Genomic DNA, 18,379 nt, shown 5'->3' on the forward strand with positions numbered 1-18,379 from the left:
ACATTCTCGGCATGTTACCGTAAGATACAAGGCTGTACATATGTACAGATAATTTACTTGATTGAAGAGTCATGGCCCAGCGCAAGATTATCCATGTAGATTGCGACTGTTTCTACGCCGCGGTGGAGATGCGGGACGATCCATCCCTGGGCGACGTTCCCCTGGCGGTCGGTGGTGAGGGTGGCCGTGGCGTGGTCACCACCTGCAACTATAAAGCGAGGGCTTACGGGGTGCGGTCTGCCATGCCCGGTGGCGAGGCGCGGCGCCTTTGCCCGGGGCTGGTCACCGTACCGACCGATATGGCCCGCTACCGGGCGGTGTCGAAACAGGTGATGGCCATTCTGCGGGACCTGACCGACCTGGTGGAGCCGCTATCTCTGGACGAGGCCTTTCTTGACGTCAGCGACGTCAGTGATCACAAGGGTAGCGCGACCCTGATGGCGCAGTATCTGCGGCAGCGGGTGAAGGACGAAGTGGGAATCACCATCTCTGCAGGGGTGGCTCCCAACAAATTTCTGGCAAAGATCGCCAGTGACTGGAAAAAGCCCGATGGCCTGTTTGTTATCCGCCCGCAGGACGTGGATGGCTTCGTGCAGGGCCTCAAAGTTGAAAAACTGTTCGGGGTCGGGCAGGTCACAGCCGGCAAACTCCATGGTTTGGGCGTTACGACCTGTGGTGACCTGCAGAACATTGCCGCCGAGGTCCTGCTGGAGAAATTTGGCAAGCAGGGCTATCGCCTGCGGGAAATGGCCTTTGGCCGGGATGACCGCGACGTGGTGGTGTCCCGCATTGCCAAATCCGTCAGCGTAGAGCGCACCTTTTCCCAGGATCTTCCCGACAAGCGCGCCTGCGAGTCGGTTATGGCGTCACTGGTGGCAGACTTGAATCTGAGGCTCAACCGCAAGGCCGCCCGCAAGCCCATCCACAAGCTGTTCATAAAGATCCGCTACAGCGACTTTTCCACTCACACCCTGGAGCGGGTTCGGGAGCAGATCCGGGAGCCCGGGCTGGAAGATTACCAGCCACTGCTGGATGAACTGGTTACCGATACAGGGCGCCCGGTGCGTCTGCTGGGGCTTGGGGTCAGGTTCCGCAACGACGAGTCGCCGGTTATGCAGTTGCGGCTGTTCGACTGACCCGTAAAAGAAGGTTTGGCCGTTATTTGGCTGTTTTAGTTCAGGGTGCTATCTTTTTAACAGGGCACACGGAGCCTGAACTATGGACAGTTTATTGGCCTCTGAAGCCTTCGAGTTCGGACTCGGGGCTTTTTTTGTCATATTTCATGCTTATGGCCGGTTCAACACACCGGTATCCAACCGCAGCTCCACCACTCGATGGCGCTTCAATGGTTGCTTTGTGTTGTATTCCGGCGCCCTGGTGCTGATCTACTGGCTGGTTACGTTCTTTGCCTGGGTATCGCCGGAAGTGGTTGACCGGATACTGCCACTGCTGGGATGGCCCGCTGGATCCGAGATGGAGGGTGGCGACCTCTTCCGTAGCCCGCTGACGATTGCACTGATTTTCACCGCGTTGCTGCCGAACTTTCCGGTGCTGAAGAAAGTAGACCATAAGCTGCTGCAGATATTCTGGGACCTGGCGGAAATACCCGGGCACGCGGTCAAGCTTGCCCATCAGATGTACCGTGCCCCTTACCATATTTTTCCGATGAAATTTGACGAGATGGAGCGGGATGCCAAGGCCTTTGACATTCCTGCAAATCGTGGCGAGTTAACAGATGACCATGCCTCTCCGGCCTTCGCCTGGGCAACGGCCTGGTCATTGATCAATGAGGTAAGGCATTGGCACGAAGGCCGCTCGCGCTATCACCGTTTTATACAGGAGCGAGAGGGCGAGTATGAGGCCCTGAGTATGGAGTTCACCACGCTCAGCTCACGAATTGCCGCTTATTATCGACGGCTGGAGGAGCTGGGAGGGCGCCCGCAGCGTATCGAAAAAGACCTCAGGGATTCCTTGGTGAGCGACGGGCGCGACCTGTTCATGAGGCTGTGTCGCCTTCTGGCCCATGCAGTGCTGGACATCGAGATCGGACCGGGAGCACGTCGGCGCGCACTGGAAACCTTCGGGTTCGAAGTTCCGGACGATGAACCGGAATCGCTTGGCATGGCAAAGCTGCTACAGGTTGTTGCGATTGCAATGGCGGCTTTTATGGCGGTGTCATTTATCCGCTACACCATCGAGGGGGGGAATGGAGCGCCTTTCGGGACCGTCGTATTCTTCGCGCTATTGATGGGGGCCAATTTTGGCGTATCGGCTCACGCCGGCACATTTCCCAAAAGCCGCTGGCGATTTGCCGATATCGAGGCAAACCGCAGCCGTCCTTGGAGTGGCTATGTTTTCTCTGGCGTCCTGGCAGTCGGTGCCAGTCTGGTTGTGATCTCCGCGTTGCGGTTCACCCGTTACGTTTTTGACGGCAAGACTTATCAGGCAGGGTTTGACCAACTGGTTGTCGACCTTTCCTGGTCCTTTCCCTACCTGTTCCTCTCGTTTGCCATAGGGTTCGGTGTTGCCTGGGTTTGTGATACTGAATGGCGGCGTTGGCCGGCCCGCTACAGGCGATGGCTTGATGCGTTGGCCCTGGGCATCATCGGTGTTGTCGGTGCCTATATCTGTTACAGCGCCATGCATGGTTTTCCCCCGTTCGAGGGAACCAAGGCGCCCCAGTTCCGGGATGCGAGTGTCGCGGGTGTAGTGCAGTTCATTGTCCAGAGTACGGTGGCCGCCGCGCTGATTGGTGCATTGGTCCCTGGTTGGTATCGGCAAAACCGCTATCGCAGTCCGGTTCAACGGGTTTGTCGTTATATTGATCGCAACAGCCATGACTTGAGGATCGAGGCGGGTAAGCTGGCACCCTTCATGTTGAAAAACCTGCTGACGAAAGTTGCTGCGTCGTCTGCTATGGCTGATGGACTGCTGGATCATGCCGAGCGGGATGTTCTGCGGGACACGCTTAACAAAATGGCAGAACATAACCTGCTGGATTTCACGGTAGACGCCGGAATGGAAGAGATGATGCAGCAGGTCGAGCGCTGGCGTGAGGAGGACGCGGAAGAGTTGAGAAACGAGATGCTACAAGCATTACAGATGCTGAGAGGTAGCGAGTATCTGGCGGGGCTGATGGTTCAGTTGAGTGCAGCCACCGGGTATGCGGACGGCGTGTTCCAGGTACCGGAACAGTACATTCTGGAGTGCATCGCCAGGGCTCTGAATCTTGACCCCCAGAGCGAGCTTGCAGCCTGTAGCCTCTGCCGGGGATGGGTGGGGCCCGGGCCGGGCGTTACTGTTCAGGCTGCAAGCAGGACCGACAGCGGCTCGCCAATGGTGTAGACCGAAACCAGACCCAGGCTACCGCCAATCAGGGCTCCGGCGGCGACGTCACTGGGGTAGTGCAGCCCCAGTACCACACGGGAAGTGGCGACGCTCAGGGTAAATGGCAGGAGCAGCCAGGCCAGCTCTGGCGTGGTCATGGCCAGCACAGTATTGAAGCAGACAGCGTGTAATGTGTGGCCGGAGGGAAAGCTGTACCGGTCAAGGGGTGGAGTGCCGCAGTTGATGGATGGGAATGAAATGAATGGCCGCTCGCGGATCAGCCAGCGTTTCAACAGCTTGTAGCTGATGGTGCAGGTCAGCCCGGTGATCACCATCAGCAATGCGATGGCCATCCCGTTTTGCGGCCTGATCAATGGCATGGCCAGGATTACCAGATACCACAGCCAGCCGTCGCCCAACCGGCTCACTGCCTGGAAGTACCCCTGAACCGGGCGGAACCTCAGGCTACGGTTGATGGACTGGCAGAAGGCAAACTCCCTCTGATCCACCAAGCTAAAGAAGCGAGATGCTTTGGTGTTTGAGGGCATTGTGGTGAGTCCTTTGTGGCTGGTTCAGTATCAGACGCTCGAACTGATCGATCTGTGCCGCCCAGTCCAGTTCCAGTGCATCCAGGCGCGCCTGGGCACGAATTTTGTTCATCAGTGTTGGCTGATCAGCCAGTCGCAGGGCGTGGTCTACAAAGCCCTCGTCGTCAAGCAGGTGGGCTTTCATGCCGTTGTCCTCGTGGCGAATATGCTCGCTGGCGGCAGCATCATCAAAAGCAACGACAGCGAGGCCGCTGGCCATGGCTTCGGTGACCACATTTCCAAAGGTGTCGGTTTTGCTGGGAAACAGGAAAATATCACCGGATGCATAATGCCGGGCCAGGTCCTCGCCCCGGCGGGTGCCGGCAAAAACATAGTCCGGATGGCGCTCGGCCAGACGCTTGCGCATCGGCCCATCACCCACCAGGATGAATCTGGCGTTGGGATGCAAGCCTCGAATGCGCTCGAAGCAGGACACGGCCATTCGCAGGTTCTTCTCCGGGGCCAGTCGGCCGACATAGAGAACAGCCCGGTCGTTGGGTTGCAGCCCCCATTGTTGTCGCAATGCCGGGTCGCGCTTGTGAGGCGCAAAACGCCTGCAGTCGACGCCACGGCTCCAGACAGAGGTAGGGTGAATGCCCATGTCGGCAGTGGTGCGGGCTATTTTCCGGGTGGGCACCAGGGTAAGGGCGGTCCGGTTGTGGAACCAGCGGCCGTATGCGCACAGCAGTTTTTCCAGAAAGCCGGCGCCGTAATAGCGGCTGTAGGCATGGAAGTTGGTGTGAAAACCGGAGCTGACCGGTATGCCCGCCTTCCGGGCCGCTGAAACCGCGACAACACCAAGGGGGCCCTGAGTCGCTACATAGACTGCGTCGGGGCACTGGCGCCTCCAGAGAGAGGCCAGGTATGCGGCGCGGGCGATTCCGAATCGTAATTCGCCATAACCCGGAAGTGGCAGGCCGGTAACGACATACTCCTGCGAGAACAGGCATTCACCTGCTTCGGAGAACTCGCCTTTTGCCTCATGGCCCTGGCGAGGGCGGAATACCGTTACCCGGTGCCCGCGCCGCGTCAGCCCCAGGCACAGATATCGGAGGGTGTTGGCCACGCCATTGATTTCCGGAGGAAAGGTCTCGGAAACGATGGTAATGTGAAGCCTGCGCCCTGGGGCCTGGGTGGTTCCGGTCACGATGTTTCCTGCGCTGTGCATTTTCATGCCTCTACTATGGAAATCCGGCATGACAGTTCCGGGACACTTTCGTGACAATCCCTTTACCCTTTCAGCGATCGACTCTTTACCTTTTCATCATCGAATATGGAGGAAGCATGAAAACCCGCAAATTGGGCAGGACCGATATTGATGTCAGCGAGATCTGCCTGGGCACCATGACCTGGGGGGAGCAGAACACTGAGCAGCAGGCGTTCGAACAACTGGATCTGGCAACAGCCGAAGGCGTCAATTTTATTGACGCGGCCGAGATGTACCCGGTGCCGCCACGGCCTGAAACGCAGGGGCTGACGGAAACGTATCTGGGTAACTGGCTGGCGAAACGCGGGCGCAGGGATGATCTGGTGATTGCCTCCAAGGTGGCCGGGCCGGGTAATGGCCTGACGTATCTGCGGCATGGACCCCGCCTGACCCGGGACCATATCCGCCAGGCCTGCGAAGACAGCCTGCGCCGGCTCAAGACGGACTATATCGACCTCTACCAGGTGCATTGGCCGGACCGAAATGCCAACTTTTTTGGCAAGCTTGGCTATAAGCACAATGCGGATGAGCAGGCCACGCCCATTGAGGAAACGCTCGAGTCGCTGGCTGAACTGGTGAAGGAAGGCAAGGTCCGCCAGATTGGCCTGTCCAATGAAACACCCTGGGGAACCAGTGAGTACCTGCGCCTTTCCCGGGAGCGCAACTGGCCCCGGATTGTCAGCGTTCAGAACCCCTACAATTTGCTCAACCGTACCTTTGAAGTGGGAATGGCGGAAATCGCCTGTCGCGAAGAGGTCGGTCTGCTGGCTTATTCGCCCCTGGCATTCGGTATGCTCTCCGGCAAATACCTGGATGGCAAACGCCCCGAGGGCGCCCGGATGACCCTGTTTGAGCGGTTCACCCGATACACCAGCGGCCGGGGTGCCGACGCTACCCGGGCCTATGTGGACCTCGCGGCCAGCCATGGGCTTTCCCCGGTGCAGATGGCGCTTGCCTATGTCACCAGCCGTGATTTTGTCACCAGCAATATTATCGGAGCCACCACCCTTGACCAGCTTCGGGAAAATCTGGGATCGACGTCTGTTTCCCTGGATGATGATGTGCTTGAGGCGATTGAAGACCTTAACAGGGAGTACACCTACCCCTGCCCGTAGCAGTGCCGGGGTTACGGTTCCTTGATAGTCAGTTTTCCGGCACCTGCTATCTCATGTCGTTAAAAGATACGGGATAGCGGCCATGATTACAGTCTGAAACTGAAATAGATGACTTTTTGACAAAACCATTGCGGTTCCGTGACAAAAAGGCGTCATAAGTGTGTGCGAAATCACATATTTCTGGCCATTAATCATTAGACTTAAGCATTACGTGACAGTAGACTTCCGTTTCGCTAACAGGCTGCCAGAATAATCATGATTATCCGTATCTTCATCGCACTCCTTGCCCTCAACATGATCGCTTTCGTGGTTCGCGCCGAAGCCAATGAGCGCTATTTTGCCGACGAAATGCCTGCTGAAGATATCTACCAGCTTCAGGACCAGATGTCGGGTGATTTTGAAAGCGACGAGGTAGACATGTATACCAACCTGGGCTCCCGTTTGTTGAGTCTCGGTTTCAGCCGCTCAGATTCCCGGGAAAAGACCTATGCCTCCGACCGTGCCCGGCCGGACCACGGTATTGCACTGCTTGAGGAAGGCGCCTGTCTCAACCTCAAATGGAACTTCTGACTGGCTCCAGGACCCGCTTTCCCGCACCGCGAACCGATTTCAGCTATTCGTCCTTGTATTAACCCTTCCGATCTGACGTTTATATGACCAGGCTCATTGCCTGAGGCGTTTTCGCATGTGATTATCCCTGTCGAAGGCATTTTCACGCACAGAAACGGAGCATGGCCATGGCAAAGGAACAACCGGTAACGCTGGAAAATAGCACTGAGTGTGTGGACGAGTTGATTCGTCGGGTGGGAAAAAAGATCACGCTCGGTCTGCCTCTTGGTCTTGGCAAACCTGTCCGCTTCGTCAATGCACTGTATCAGCGCGCTAGGGACGATTCATCCATTCAGTTGCACATCGTGACTGCGTTGTCCCTGACCGCTCCGGGTGGAAGTTCGTCGCTGGAGAAGCGCTTCCTCGGGCCGTTCGCCGAGCGGCTCTACGGCCAGATTCCGGAACTCGAGTACGCGCGGGATGTGATTCAGCAAAAGCTGCCGGATAACGTGAAAGTGTCGGAGTTCTTTTTCAAGGCAGGGTCCTTCCTCAACAATGAGACCCAGCAGCGAAATTACGTCTGTACCAATTACACCCACGCCGTCCGTGATCTGATGGCGCTGGGTGTCAATGTGGTGGGACAGATGGTGGCGCCCCCCACGGAGCCGGAGCAACAGGGCACCTTCAGCCTGAGTTGTAATCCGGACCTGACCCTCGACCTGATTCCCTTGCTCAGGGAGCGGGAAGAGGCGGGAATGCCGGTCGCGATCGTGGCAGAAACCAATAGCCATCTCCCCTATATGGGTAACGATGCTGCAGTGGAGCAGTCTCGTTTTGATATTGTTCTTGAGCAGGCTTCCTCTGACTATCCGCTGTTCTCGGCTCCGCAGATGTCGGTGAGTCCGGAAGATCACCTGATCGGATTCTATGCCAGCGCAATGCTGAAAGACGGCGGCACCCTCCAGGTGGGCATCGGATCGCTGGGGGCAGCGCTGGTCCACAGTACAATCCTGCGGCACACAGATAACGATCACTGGAAAAAGGTGTTTGACCACCTCGGAATTGCCGAGCGCTTTCCGGTGGTTAATGAGTACGGCGGCACCGGCACGTTCACGAAGGGCCTGTACGGTTGCAGCGAAATGATGGTGGACGGATTCGTCTACCTGATGGAAGCCGGAGTACTTGACCGGGAAGTATTCGACCATGCCGGCCTGCAGACGCTGATCAACCGGGGCGAGCTGGCTCACACTGTTTCGCTGGACACACTGGACGTATTGCGCCGTGAAAAACTGATTGTCTCGCCATTGCGGGCCCGCGATGTGGAGTGGCTCTGTCGTTATGGCATCTTTCATTCCGGGGTGGAGTTCAAGGGAGGGCGCCTGAGAATCAGCGACCAGTCGCTTGAACCGGACCTGGACAGTGAAGACGCCAGGCAGGCGATTGCATCGCTGGCCCTGGGGGAGAGGCTGGCCGGGGGTGTTGTCCTCCATGGCGGTTTCTATGTCGGGCCGGAACAGTTCTATCAGCGCCTGAGGGACATGCCGCCGCAGGATCGGCAGCGTATCTGCATGACCAGCGTGAACTACATCAACCATCTTTACGATCACGCCTTTGGCAATCAGCGCCTTAAGGTTGCACAGAGGGTTCACAGCCGCTTCGTCAACTCGGCAATGATGTATACCCTCAGCGGAGCCGCAGTCTCCGACGGTCTGGATGATGGTCGCGTGGTCAGTGGCGTAGGGGGGCAGTACAATTTTGTGGCCATGGCCCACGAGCTGCCGGGGGCGCGGTCTGTGCTGACTTTGAGCAGCACCCGTAATTCTGCCGGTAAAACCCTGTCCAACATCGTGTTCAGTTACGGCCACTGCACCATTCCCCGCCACCTGAGGGACATCGTGATTACCGAATATGGCATCGCGGACCTGCGTGGTCAGTCCGATGAGCAGGTATACCTGCGCCTGATCCGCATTGCCGACTCCCGGTTCCAGCAGGACTTGCTGACACAGGCCCAGAACGCCGGGAAAGTGGATGCGTCGTTCCGTTTGCCTCCAGAGTGGTGCAACAATACGCCGGAAGCGATTCAGGCCGCGATCGAGGCGGCTGGTGACAAAGAGGTATTTCCTCCGTTCCCGTTTGGCAGGGATTTTACCGATGAAGAACTGAGGTTGGGCAAGGCGTTGCAGACCCTGAAGGCCGCAACGGCAACTCGCCGTGGTAAACTGGCAACGTTATGGCGTGCAGTGAAGGCAAAGGACGACCAGGGTCGGTACCGGTCGTTGCTGGAGCGCATGAGCCTGGACAATCCCAGAGGGCTGAAAGCCAGGCTGGATCAACGCCTGGTTATTCACGCACTGAATCTGACTGATACACCGGAAACAGGAAACCGTACTGCCTGATGCAAAAGCCTGCCGTATTTACCGTTCATTATGTTCTCAAGAACAAAGTAGGAGAGCTGGTCGACACTTCCGAGGGCAGCGAGCCGCTGTATTTCCTGGAGGGTAGTCCGGAAATCATTGAAGGCATCCAGAAAGCGGTGAAAGACCGCAACGTAGGGGATTGCCTGGAGGTCACCGTGCCGCCCGCCATGGCCTATGGCGAGCACAATCCGGAGCTTATCCGCACGGTGCCCCGGTCCATGTTTGAGGGCGTGGAAAACCTGCAGGTGGGGATGAAGTTCCAGACCAATACCGGTGATACCGCACAGGTGGTCCAGGTGGTGAGTATCGACGGTAACCTGGTACGGGTCGATGCCAATCATCCGCTGGCTGGTTTCACGCTCTACTTTGACCTGGAAATTATCGGCAAGCGGGAAGCCACGGAAGAAGAAATCAACGCCGGCCATCCCCTGAGCTGACGTTACACCTCCGGGCCGGCAACTGCCGTCGGCCCGGCCGTTTCCCGGTTTGACAGCCGCCCGGCCTGGATCTCCCGCAGGCCTTGCTGAACGGTTTTCTGCAATTCCCTGGTTATCTCCGACACGTCGCAGCCGTCGCTCAGGGAGACTACGGGGTGGGCGATAACGCCCACTTCAACGGCCGGCTGGCGCAGCATGCGGACCAGGTGGTGCTGAAATTCATCATCGCCGATAAACGGCGCCAGATGGTCCGGACGCCCGCTCCGCAGGTAGCCGATACTGACTGGCTGGATATCCACCCCGGCATCGGCTGCGGCGTGAAGCAGGCGGCTGTGAAACGGCAGAACCGTCATGCCTGCGGTGGTGGTACCTTCCGGGAACACCAGCACTGATTGCCCGCGAATGAGCGTGTCGGCGATTTCACGGCGTGTCTGCCCTGCCATACCACTGCCGCGCTGAATAAACAGTGTGCCGGCCTGAGCTGCCAGCCAACCGATGACCGGCCAACGACCCACTTCCGCCTTTGACAGAAATCTGAGGGGTACCATGCCGCCGAGCACCGGAATGTCGGACCAGGAAATATGATTGCTGACATAGAGCACGGGCCTGGGGCTGAACGCACCCTGTGCCGACACGCGAAAGCCCAGGCAGCGGCTGGCACCGTTGAAGCAAAAACGGGCGAAGGGCGCGCGGTCGATCCGGCTGCGGAACAGAGCATCAGTTAACAGCAGGGCACCGGCAAGGGAGGCCGTCAGGGCCAGAAAGCCGGCAAACAGCGTGAGTCGAGTGGTCAGACGTAGCAATTCCATGGCCGGTACCCGGGTTATTATGTTGGTTCTGATCACTTACTGGCCCTGTTTACGCATGAAGTGGCGGCTGTAGCGGCTGGCCAGATTGTTGACATCCAGCACCACCAGCAGGTCTGCGCAACGGAAATCCGGGTCCCAGCACGGCTCTCCGCACACACGGGCACCGAGCCGCATATAGGCCCTGATCAGCGCCGGCACATCGACCGGCCGGTCCTCACTGACGGCGTGGGTAAGGTGGGGCAGCGCCCGCAACGGGGTTACCCGGTATTCTTCGTTGGCCAGGAATTCGCGTTGCAGGTAGCGCGCTATCCGCCAGGCTTTCAGGCCACCATCAGACATGCCGATACTGGCACAGCCAATCAGATAGTCCACATTCCGCGACACCAGGTATTCCGCCACCGAAGCCCACAACAGGCTGATGGTGGCACCGGTGCGGTAGTCGGGGTGTACACAGGTACGCCCGAGTTCGGCAACGGTTCCCGGAAGCTGATACAGCGAAGAAAGTTCGAATTCACCCTCGGAATAGAAGCCGCCGGCCTGCAGGGCCTTGCTGTGATGAAGTACTCGCGTGGTCGCTACCAGCTCGCCGGTGTTGTCGTCTGTGACGACCAGATGGTCGCAGAATGGGTCAAACTCGTCCGCATCGATTCCGGGAACTGCGGCACCCAGATCCGAACCATACTCTTCCGAAAATACGTCATATCGCAATCTTTGCGCGGATTCGACTAGATCCGGCTGCCGGGTGATTATGGTTTTAAGCCGGCGGGGCGGGCGGGATAGGCGGGCTGTCTGGGCGTTCATGGCTATGCCTCTTTGGGTCCTCTTTTGGACAAGGCTATGAATTCGGTGTGACATCGAAATGAACCGCGGGTGACAACTTTGTGACACCGGCCGGGGCAGGAACTAGACTGTGACGTTTGTCACGGGCTGTAACGAACGGGCGCTTCCATGTATATTTCTGAATAGCATGTATAATTGCTGTTACAGGAGGTAGTCTGTATTGTCAGTTGCGTGGCAGATCTTCTGACATACGATTCTTCTCCGGCCAGGTGGGGTGAACCTGGCCGGAAGCTTCAAAAACCGGAAAAACAAAATCAGAGATGGACGGCGTGGAACAGACGAACGAAAGTTGGCGGATTCTTATAGTCGAAGATGATGAGAGACTGGCGGAGCTGACCAGGGAGTATCTGGAAGGCAATGGTCTGACGGTCGCTCTTGAAACCCACGGTGGCAAAGCGGTAGAGCGTATCCGTCAGGAGCAGCCTGATCTGGTCGTGCTTGATCTTATGTTGCCCGGCGAAGACGGGCTTTCGATCTGCAGGCGTGCCCGGCCATTCTATCCCGGCCCCATCATCATGCTCACTGCCCGCACGGACGACCTTGACCAGGTGCTCGGCCTGGAAATGGGCGCCGATGATTACATTGGCAAACCGGTTCAGCCCAGGGTGTTGCTGGCAAGAATCCGTGCCCTGCTGCGGCGAGTCACCGAAAACAGTTCGGCGGCTGCCGAAGAGGGCAGTGGCGAGGAACCTGTCAGGTTGCAGTTCAATGACCTGATTGTCGATCGCTCCATGCGCGAGGCGTGGCTGAACGATGACAGCATTGATTTGACCAGTGCAGAGTTTGACCTGCTGTGGTTGCTGGCCAGTAACGCCGGCCGCGTTCTCAGCCGTGAGGAGATTTTTACCGCGCTGAGAGGGATCGAGTACGATGGCCAGGACCGTTCGATCGACGTCCGGGTTTCGCGGATACGGCCAAAAATTGGTGATGATCCCATTCATCCGAGGCGCATCAAAACCGTACGCAGCAAAGGCTATCTGTTCGTAAAGGAAGCCTGACTGTTCAGTCTCTGGCGCTGGCCCGTCCGGGCTGGCGTTCATTGCCAGGGTTATCGCAATGCCCCTCAAGTTTTTTCTCAAGCTTTATGCCCGCCTGATTGGCCTGACCTTTCTGATTCTCCTGCTTTGTGCCGCACTTTTTCTGGGTGTGAATTCTGTACGGGAGCAGTTCTGGCAGGAACGGTTTTCGGGGTCTTTGCTGCGCTGGATCGCAGCTACTCCCTATCCGGAACAGCAATACCACTGGCTTGAGTCATTTTATGATCTCCGGGTAACCCCTCCCGGTGACCTGCCGTTCTCTGAGGTTATTATGGAGCGGCTTGCCTATGGCCAGGTGGTGGCGCTGGAAACCAGCATCGGTCAGCAGGTAATGATTCAGGATGGTCAGGGCCGAATTCTCGACCTGCGATTCCGGGATATCTACAGCGATGTTGCCGAGGCAACGGCGCTGATTGCCCGCATCCACCTTGACGACATGCCGGCAGAAGGCCGGGAAGACGCCATGGTGCAGATCTCTGAAGCGCTGGCGGTGGAAATGGACCCTGTTCAGGATCAGTCAAAACTCCCTGATTCGGATGTTCTCGAGCGTGTTTCCGAGCGAGGCATCTCGCTCTATCATCACCCCTCGCAGGACCGGGCTCATGTACTTCTTCGCCTCGACGATGGCACCCTGGTGGATCTGGCAATGCCGTCGCCGTTCAATCCCTGGGCCTGGCCAGTAGTGCTGCTGCTACTGGTCGTAGCGGGCAGTGTACTGGCGCTGGCGCTTTATCTCGCCCTGAGGGATGTAGACAGCAACCTCCGCGCCGTGGAGTCCGTCGCCATCCGCATTGCCCGTGGGGAAATGGGTGCTCGAGTCGATGCCGGCGACAGCCGCCTGGTTTCCCGGTTGGCGGCAGCCTTCAACAGCATGGCGGAGCATATCCAGAGGTTGGTGGGCGTGCAGCGGGAAATGATCCATGCGGTGTCCCACGAATTGAGAACGCCGGTGGCGCGCATTCGTTTTGGCGTCCAGATGATTGAGAGTGCCAGCAGTCCGGAAGCGTTGCAGAAGCAGCTCGACGGCATCGATGGTGATATCCAGGAACTGGATGAGCTGATTGACGAGATACTGACCTACGCACGGCTGGAGCAGGGCGGGCCGGTCTTCGCCCTACAGGAAACATCGGTGTCGGACATCGTTCGCCAGGTGGTGAGCGAACAGCAGATGACCCGCCCTGAGTACAGCATTGAGGCGGATATCGACGAAGAGTCAGAACGCTGGTCGCTGTCGGATGTGGAGCCCCGGTACCTGCATCGGGCGGTTCAGAATCTGGTGGGGAATGCCGCTCGTTATGCCACGCGGAATGTCAGGGTCCACTGCCAGTTTGATGAAGATAATTGCCGTATCGATGTCGAGGACGACGGTCCCGGCATTCCGGAGGAGGACTGGGAGAAGGTGTTTACGGCCTTTGCCCGGCTTGATGACAGCCGAACCCGGACGTCCGGTGGTTATGGTCTTGGCCTGTCCATTGTGAGAAGAATTCTGTACTGGCACGGCGGCCAGGCATTTGTCAGCCGCAGTGATGAGCTGGGCGGTGCCCGATTCAGCCTGGTGTGGCCCCGCAAGAAGCCGACCGAACACAGCCTGTGAACGGTTTTGTGACGGGTTTCTCGTCGCCTAACCGGATGTAACAAACCAGCAACACAACCACAACTGACGCCCCGGGTGATCAGCGGGATACTGATCGTGTAAGGGATGACTTTTGAGGTTGCAGTTCTTACGAACTTTCCTTGTTTCATTCGTCATTTGAGGGCCGGTTTTCCGGCCCTTTTTTTTATGGTTGTTTTCCCTGTTATTTTCTCCGTCTCCATGGTGTCCTGCCCATAGCGTTCTCCCCGATCCTTTGAGAAGATGCTGCATCAACAAGAATGATGCTGTTCAAGCTGAAAGGACGCCTGATATGACCCAGTACCTGCTTGCCATCGACCAAGGGACCACCAGCTCCCGAGCCATTGTATTCGACGCATCCGGCACCTCTGTCGCTACCGCGCAACAGGAATTTCACCAGTATTTTCCCAAAGACGGCCAGGTTGAGCATGACGCCCGGGAAATCTGGGACAGCACCCTGGCGGTCTGCCGGGAAGCGCTCAAAGAGTCGGGCGTTGATGCCTCGGAGCTGGCGGGTATCGGCATCACCAACCAGCGCGAGACCACCGTCATCTGGGACCGGAAAACCGGTGAACCCATTCATCACGCCATTGTCTGGCAGGATCGTCGCACGGCATCCGTCTGTGCAAAACTCAAATCCGATGGTCATGAAAACACCGTGGTTGATCGCACCGGCCTGCTAATTGACCCCTATTTTTCAGCCACCAAGATTGCCTGGATTCTGGATAACGTTGAGGGGGCGAGGGCCAGAGCTGATGCCGGGGAACTCGCCTTCGGCACCGTTGACAGCTGGCTGCTGTGGAATCTTACCAATGGCCGTTCCCACCGCACCGACGCCACCAACGCCTCCCGCACTGCACTGTTCAATATTCACGAGCAGCAATGGGATGAGGAATTGCTGGCGCTGTTTCGGGTTCCCTCGGCGTTGCTGCCGGAGGTGCTGGATTCTGCGGCGGACTTCGGCGTCACCGATGAACACTGGCTGGGCGCCCCCGTGCAGGTAGCGGGTATTGCCGGTGACCAGCATGCGGCACTGGTAGGCCAGGCCTGCTTTGAACCTGGCATGGCGAAAAGCACCTACGGAACCGGCTGCTTCCTGATGCTGAACACCGGAGAGAAAGCACTGCGTTCGGAGAACCGGCTGTTGACAACCATGGCCTATCGCCTCAATGGCAAGCCCTGCTATGCCATAGAAGGCAGCATATTCGTCGCCGGCGCTGCCATGCAGTGGTTGCGTGACGGGCTACGGCTGATCAAGCACGCCAGTGAGTCGTCTGCCCATGCCGCTGAAGTGGGCGTGGACAATCCGGTCTACCTTGTGCCGGCGTTCACCGGGCTTGGTGCACCCCACTGGGACCCCCACGCCCGCGGTGCGATTATGGGACTGACCCGGGATACCGGTATCGCCGAAATTGTTACCGCTGGCCTGCAGTCCGTGTGCTATCAGACCAAGGATCTGATACGGGCAATCCTGAACGATGGCGCGTCCCTGCAGGCATTGCGAGTGGATGGCGGTATGGTGGTGAATGACTGGGTGATGCAGTTTCTGGCGGACATTCTCAACGTCTCGGTGGACCGCCCCAGGGTAACGGAAACCACAGCCCTGGGGGCAGCTTACCTGGCTGGCCTGCAAACCGGCGTGTACCAGAGTCTGGAGGAGATAGCGCAGCTGTGGGAGCGGGAACGCCGTTTTGAGCCGGAGATGCGGCCGGCCCTGAGGGAGAAACTCTATGCCGGATGGCTGGACTCGGTTGAGCGGGTCTGTAATAACTGAACCGGTGCAGCTTGGCTGGTTCAGACTCGCTCGAATGCGATTAGGTGGTCGGCTTCCACCCGCACCGGTACATGTTCGCCCAGATAGAAATCCAGGTGGCTGCGGAACAGTGCTTCGAATTCGGTGTCTTCCGAGCAGCGGAAGCGATAGAGGGTTGAAGTACCGGCAAAGGTCTTTTCCACAACCCGGGGTTTCAGGTCCGACTCGGCGTCGTAAACAATGTCATCCGGCCGGATCAGCACATCCACCAGCGTGCCTGCCTTCCACTTGTAGGCCCGGTTGCCGCGGATAACCCCAAGCTCAGAGTCGATCGTATCCGGCCCCAAGGTCTTGCCCGGTATGAACCCACCCTGGCCAACAAAGCTTGCCACAAAGCGATTGGCGGGCTCATGGTACAGGTTGTAGGGCACATCCCACTGCTGGATACCACCATCCTTGAGGACCGCCACCTGATCACACATGGCAAACGCTTCCTGCTGGTCATGGGTAACCAGGATGGCACTGATGCCGAGGGTCTTGAGAATTTCCCGGACGTCCAGGCTGAGCCGGCGGCGAAGGTCTGCGTCCAGGTTTGAAAATGGCTCGTCCAGAAGGATCAGCGTGGGCTCTGGGGCCAGCGCCCGGGCAAGCGCCACACGCTGCTGTTGGCCACCGGACAGTTCATGGGGATAACTCCCCGCGAGATCCTGAAGGTGAACCAGTTGCAGCAGCTCCATGACCTTCTGGCGTTTTTCGTTCCGATCTTCGCTACGCAGGCCAAATCCGACATTTTCAGCAATCGTCAGGTGCGGAAACAGCGCATAGTCCTGGAATACCATGCCGATTCGACGCTTTTCCGGTGCCAGGGTCCGGCCTGGAAGGCTGATGGAGCTGGACTGCAGGCGGATCTCACCGGTATTGATGGGCAGGAACCCCGCCAGGGCACGCAGAATGGTGCTTTTGCCACAACCACTGGGGCCAAGCAGGCAGCCGATGTCGCCGTGGCTGAGGGCAAAGCTGACGTCCTTCACGACAGAGGTGCCGCCATATCCACAGGACAGGTTGTTTACTTCCAGCAGCCAGTCAGCGGGCTGTACCAGGCTTTCAGTCATCCAGTCAGTCCAGTCGATTGAGAATCAGGAACTCGAGCAGTGCTTTCTGCGCATGCAGACGGTTTTCGGCTTCGTCCCAGACCACGGAGCGGGGATGCTCCATCATGTCTGCGGAGATCTCCTCACCGCGATGGGCAGGCAGGCAATGCATGAACAACGCGTCCTTGTCAGCCAGGTTCATCAGTTCAGGATTGATCTGATAACTGCGGAAGGCCTTTTCCCGCGCTTTCTGCTCATCCTCCTGGCCCATGGAGGCCCAGACATCAGTGACCAACAGGTCAGCCCCTTTGGCGGCCTCAGCCGGATCGCGAACAAGGGAGACATGCTGCCCCTGGTCTTCGATCAGCCTGTTGTCGGGCTCATAACCTTCCGGGCAGGCCACCCGAAGGTTGAATCCGAACTGTGCGGCCGCATTGATATAGGACTGGCACATGTTATTGCCGTCGCCGATCCAGGCCACGGTGCCGCCGCGTATGCTGCCGCGATGTTCACGGTAGGTCTGCATGTCAGCCAGCAGCTGGCAGGGGTGGAAGTCGTCTGTGAGCGCATTGATGACGGGAGCTCTCGATGCTGCCGCAAACTTCTCGACAGTGCTGTGGGCGAAGGTGCGGATCATCACCGCGTCCACCATGCTGGAAATCACAATGGCAGAATCTTCAATGGGCTCTCCCCGGCCGAGCTGGGTGTCCCGGGGAGACAGGAACAGCGCAGCGCCACCGAGTTGTGTCATGCCAGCTTCAAAGGAAACCCGGGTGCGGGTCGAGGATTTCTCGAAGATCATGGCCAGAACACGGTTCTTCAGGGTTTCCCGAAAGGTTCCACCGCGCCACTCATTGCGGAGTCGGGTACCGTGATCCAGCAGTTGCTCCAGCTCGTCGGAGCTCAGGTCATTGAGTGTGAGAAAATGTCTTGCTGCCATGCTATGGCCCTTAGTTGATCGATAACCCTGTCTCTGAGTTCCGGGGCATGTTCGTGGTTACAACCGGCCCGCAGCAGTCATTGTCCTGAAACGACAATACGCCAGCAGGCGGCGAGGGCCGCACTGGCGGGATACAAAGACGGGGGTTGCCTGGCTGCCTGAAAGACAGGGGCTCAAGTCTAGCCCGTCAGGGTTCTGAAGACAACGCCACCGGCCGAGTGGTTGCGCTGGATCAAGGTCGGTGTTTGGTGCCGATGCCGGTACGTGTACAATGGGTTCAGTCAGGTGGCCGCAAGGCGACCCCGTTTTCAATGAGAGGTAAGTACCCATGGATATCAACGAAACCATCAAGAGCCAGCTTGAGGAAAACCCCATTATCCTTTACATGAAGGGTACTCCTCAGGCCCCACAGTGTGGCTTTTCCGCCAAAACCGTTCAGGCCCTGATGGCCTGTGGCGAGCGGTTTGCCTTCGTGAACATTCTTGATAATCAGGAGCTGCGTGAAGGCCTGAAAGTCTACTCGAGCTGGCCGACCTATCCACAGCTTTATATCAGCGGCGAGCTCGTTGGTGGCTGCGATATCATTCTGGAAATGTCCGAGAGCGGTGAGCTGGCAGAACAGGTCAAGGCCGCTGCCAAGCAGGCTGAAGCCTGAGAT

The 18,379-nt window shown here is 58.0% G+C and carries 16 protein-coding genes; 10 read left to right on the plus strand and 6 right to left on the minus strand.

Translation table 11 applies throughout. From position 1 onward, the window contains the following. Positions 1-71: 71 nt before the first annotated feature. Together dinB and FDP08_RS17115 are read left to right on the plus strand one after the other, a co-directional pair. Positions 72-1,136: a DNA polymerase IV gene (dinB, locus tag FDP08_RS17110; protein ID WP_137437504.1), complete on the plus strand. Its 1,065-nt coding sequence runs from the start codon at positions 72-74 to the stop codon at positions 1,134-1,136. Between the two features lie 82 nt (positions 1,137-1,218). Then, complete coding sequence (locus FDP08_RS17115) at positions 1,219-3,345, plus strand: tellurite resistance TerB family protein (protein ID WP_137437505.1); 2,127 nt, start codon at positions 1,219-1,221, stop codon at positions 3,343-3,345. Here the strand turns inward: FDP08_RS17115 and FDP08_RS17120 are convergent. Continuing rightward, positions 3,303-3,875, minus strand: a complete 573-nt coding sequence (locus tag FDP08_RS17120) for a phosphatase PAP2 family protein (RefSeq protein WP_137437506.1) — start codon at positions 3,873-3,875, stop codon at positions 3,303-3,305. The two genes, FDP08_RS17115 and FDP08_RS17120, sit on opposite strands and share 43 nt — an antisense overlap. Further along, positions 3,841-5,082: a glycosyltransferase family 4 protein gene (locus FDP08_RS17125; RefSeq protein WP_137437507.1), complete on the minus strand. Its 1,242-nt coding sequence runs from the start codon at positions 5,080-5,082 to the stop codon at positions 3,841-3,843. Before FDP08_RS17125 ends, FDP08_RS17120 begins: the two co-directional genes overlap by 35 nt. Positions 5,083-5,198: 116 nt before the next feature. On the opposite strand from FDP08_RS17125, the gene FDP08_RS17130 reads away from it, so the two are divergent. The 4 genes from FDP08_RS17130 to FDP08_RS17145 all read left to right on the plus strand — a co-directional run bounded on the left by FDP08_RS17130 (position 5,199) and on the right by FDP08_RS17145 (position 9,639). Continuing rightward, the gene (locus tag FDP08_RS17130; protein ID WP_137437508.1) at positions 5,199-6,236 is read left to right on the plus strand and encodes an NADP(H)-dependent aldo-keto reductase; all 1,038 of its coding nucleotides are present in this window, start codon (positions 5,199-5,201) and stop codon (positions 6,234-6,236) included. Positions 6,237-6,491: 255 nt separating this feature from the next. Next, a complete protein-coding gene (locus FDP08_RS17135; protein WP_137437509.1) occupies positions 6,492-6,806 on the plus strand; it encodes a hypothetical protein in 315 nt (104 codons plus the stop codon). A gap of 167 nt (positions 6,807-6,973) precedes the next feature. Next, positions 6,974-9,181, plus strand: coding sequence for an acetyl-CoA hydrolase/transferase C-terminal domain-containing protein (locus FDP08_RS17140; RefSeq protein WP_137437510.1), 2,208 nt, complete (start codon positions 6,974-6,976; stop codon positions 9,179-9,181). Then, on the plus strand, positions 9,181-9,639 hold the full coding sequence (locus tag FDP08_RS17145) for an FKBP-type peptidyl-prolyl cis-trans isomerase (RefSeq protein ID WP_137437511.1): 459 nt from the start codon (positions 9,181-9,183) through the stop codon (positions 9,637-9,639). Before FDP08_RS17140 ends, FDP08_RS17145 begins: the two co-directional genes overlap by 1 nt. A 2-nt stretch (positions 9,640-9,641) precedes the next feature. Here FDP08_RS17145 and FDP08_RS17150 read toward each other — a convergent pair whose 3' ends face one another. Further along, positions 9,642-10,448: a lysophospholipid acyltransferase family protein gene (locus FDP08_RS17150; protein WP_137437512.1), complete on the minus strand. Its 807-nt coding sequence runs from the start codon at positions 10,446-10,448 to the stop codon at positions 9,642-9,644. Between the two features lie 36 nt (positions 10,449-10,484). Continuing rightward, entirely contained in the window at positions 10,485-11,249 is a 765-nt protein-coding gene (locus tag FDP08_RS17155; protein ID WP_137437513.1) for a GNAT family N-acetyltransferase, read from the minus strand. Between the two features lie 299 nt (positions 11,250-11,548). On the opposite strand from FDP08_RS17155, the gene FDP08_RS17160 reads away from it, so the two are divergent. The 3 genes from FDP08_RS17160 (at position 11,549) to glpK (ending at position 15,711) form a co-directional block, all read left to right on the plus strand. After that, complete coding sequence (locus FDP08_RS17160) at positions 11,549-12,286, plus strand: response regulator (RefSeq protein WP_137437514.1); 738 nt, start codon at positions 11,549-11,551, stop codon at positions 12,284-12,286. Positions 12,287-12,344: 58 nt separating this feature from the next. Next, the gene (locus FDP08_RS17165; protein ID WP_137437515.1) at positions 12,345-13,919 is read left to right on the plus strand and encodes an ATP-binding protein; all 1,575 of its coding nucleotides are present in this window, start codon (positions 12,345-12,347) and stop codon (positions 13,917-13,919) included. Between the two features lie 310 nt (positions 13,920-14,229). Beyond that, positions 14,230-15,711, plus strand: a complete 1,482-nt coding sequence (glpK, locus tag FDP08_RS17170) for a glycerol kinase GlpK (RefSeq protein WP_137437516.1) — start codon at positions 14,230-14,232, stop codon at positions 15,709-15,711. Between the two features lie 20 nt (positions 15,712-15,731). Here glpK and FDP08_RS17175 read toward each other — a convergent pair whose 3' ends face one another. Further along, entirely contained in the window at positions 15,732-16,802 is a 1,071-nt protein-coding gene (locus FDP08_RS17175) for an ABC transporter ATP-binding protein (RefSeq protein WP_137437517.1), read from the minus strand. Between the two features lie 4 nt (positions 16,803-16,806). Beyond that, positions 16,807-17,721, minus strand: coding sequence for an ornithine carbamoyltransferase (gene argF, locus FDP08_RS17180; protein WP_137437518.1), 915 nt, complete (start codon positions 17,719-17,721; stop codon positions 16,807-16,809). Between the two features lie 328 nt (positions 17,722-18,049). Here argF and grxD point away from each other — a divergent pair, with 328 nt between their 5' ends. Beyond that, positions 18,050-18,376 carry a Grx4 family monothiol glutaredoxin gene (gene grxD, locus FDP08_RS17185; RefSeq protein ID WP_137437519.1) on the plus strand — a complete coding sequence of 109 codons (327 nt, stop codon included), beginning with the start codon at positions 18,050-18,052 and terminating at the stop codon, positions 18,374-18,376. The last annotated feature ends 3 nt before the right edge of the window (positions 18,377-18,379 follow it).

Origin of the sequence: Marinobacter panjinensis, from assembly GCF_005298175.1 — a bacterium.
Classification (GTDB): Bacteria; Pseudomonadota; Gammaproteobacteria; order Pseudomonadales; family Oleiphilaceae; genus Marinobacter; species Marinobacter panjinensis.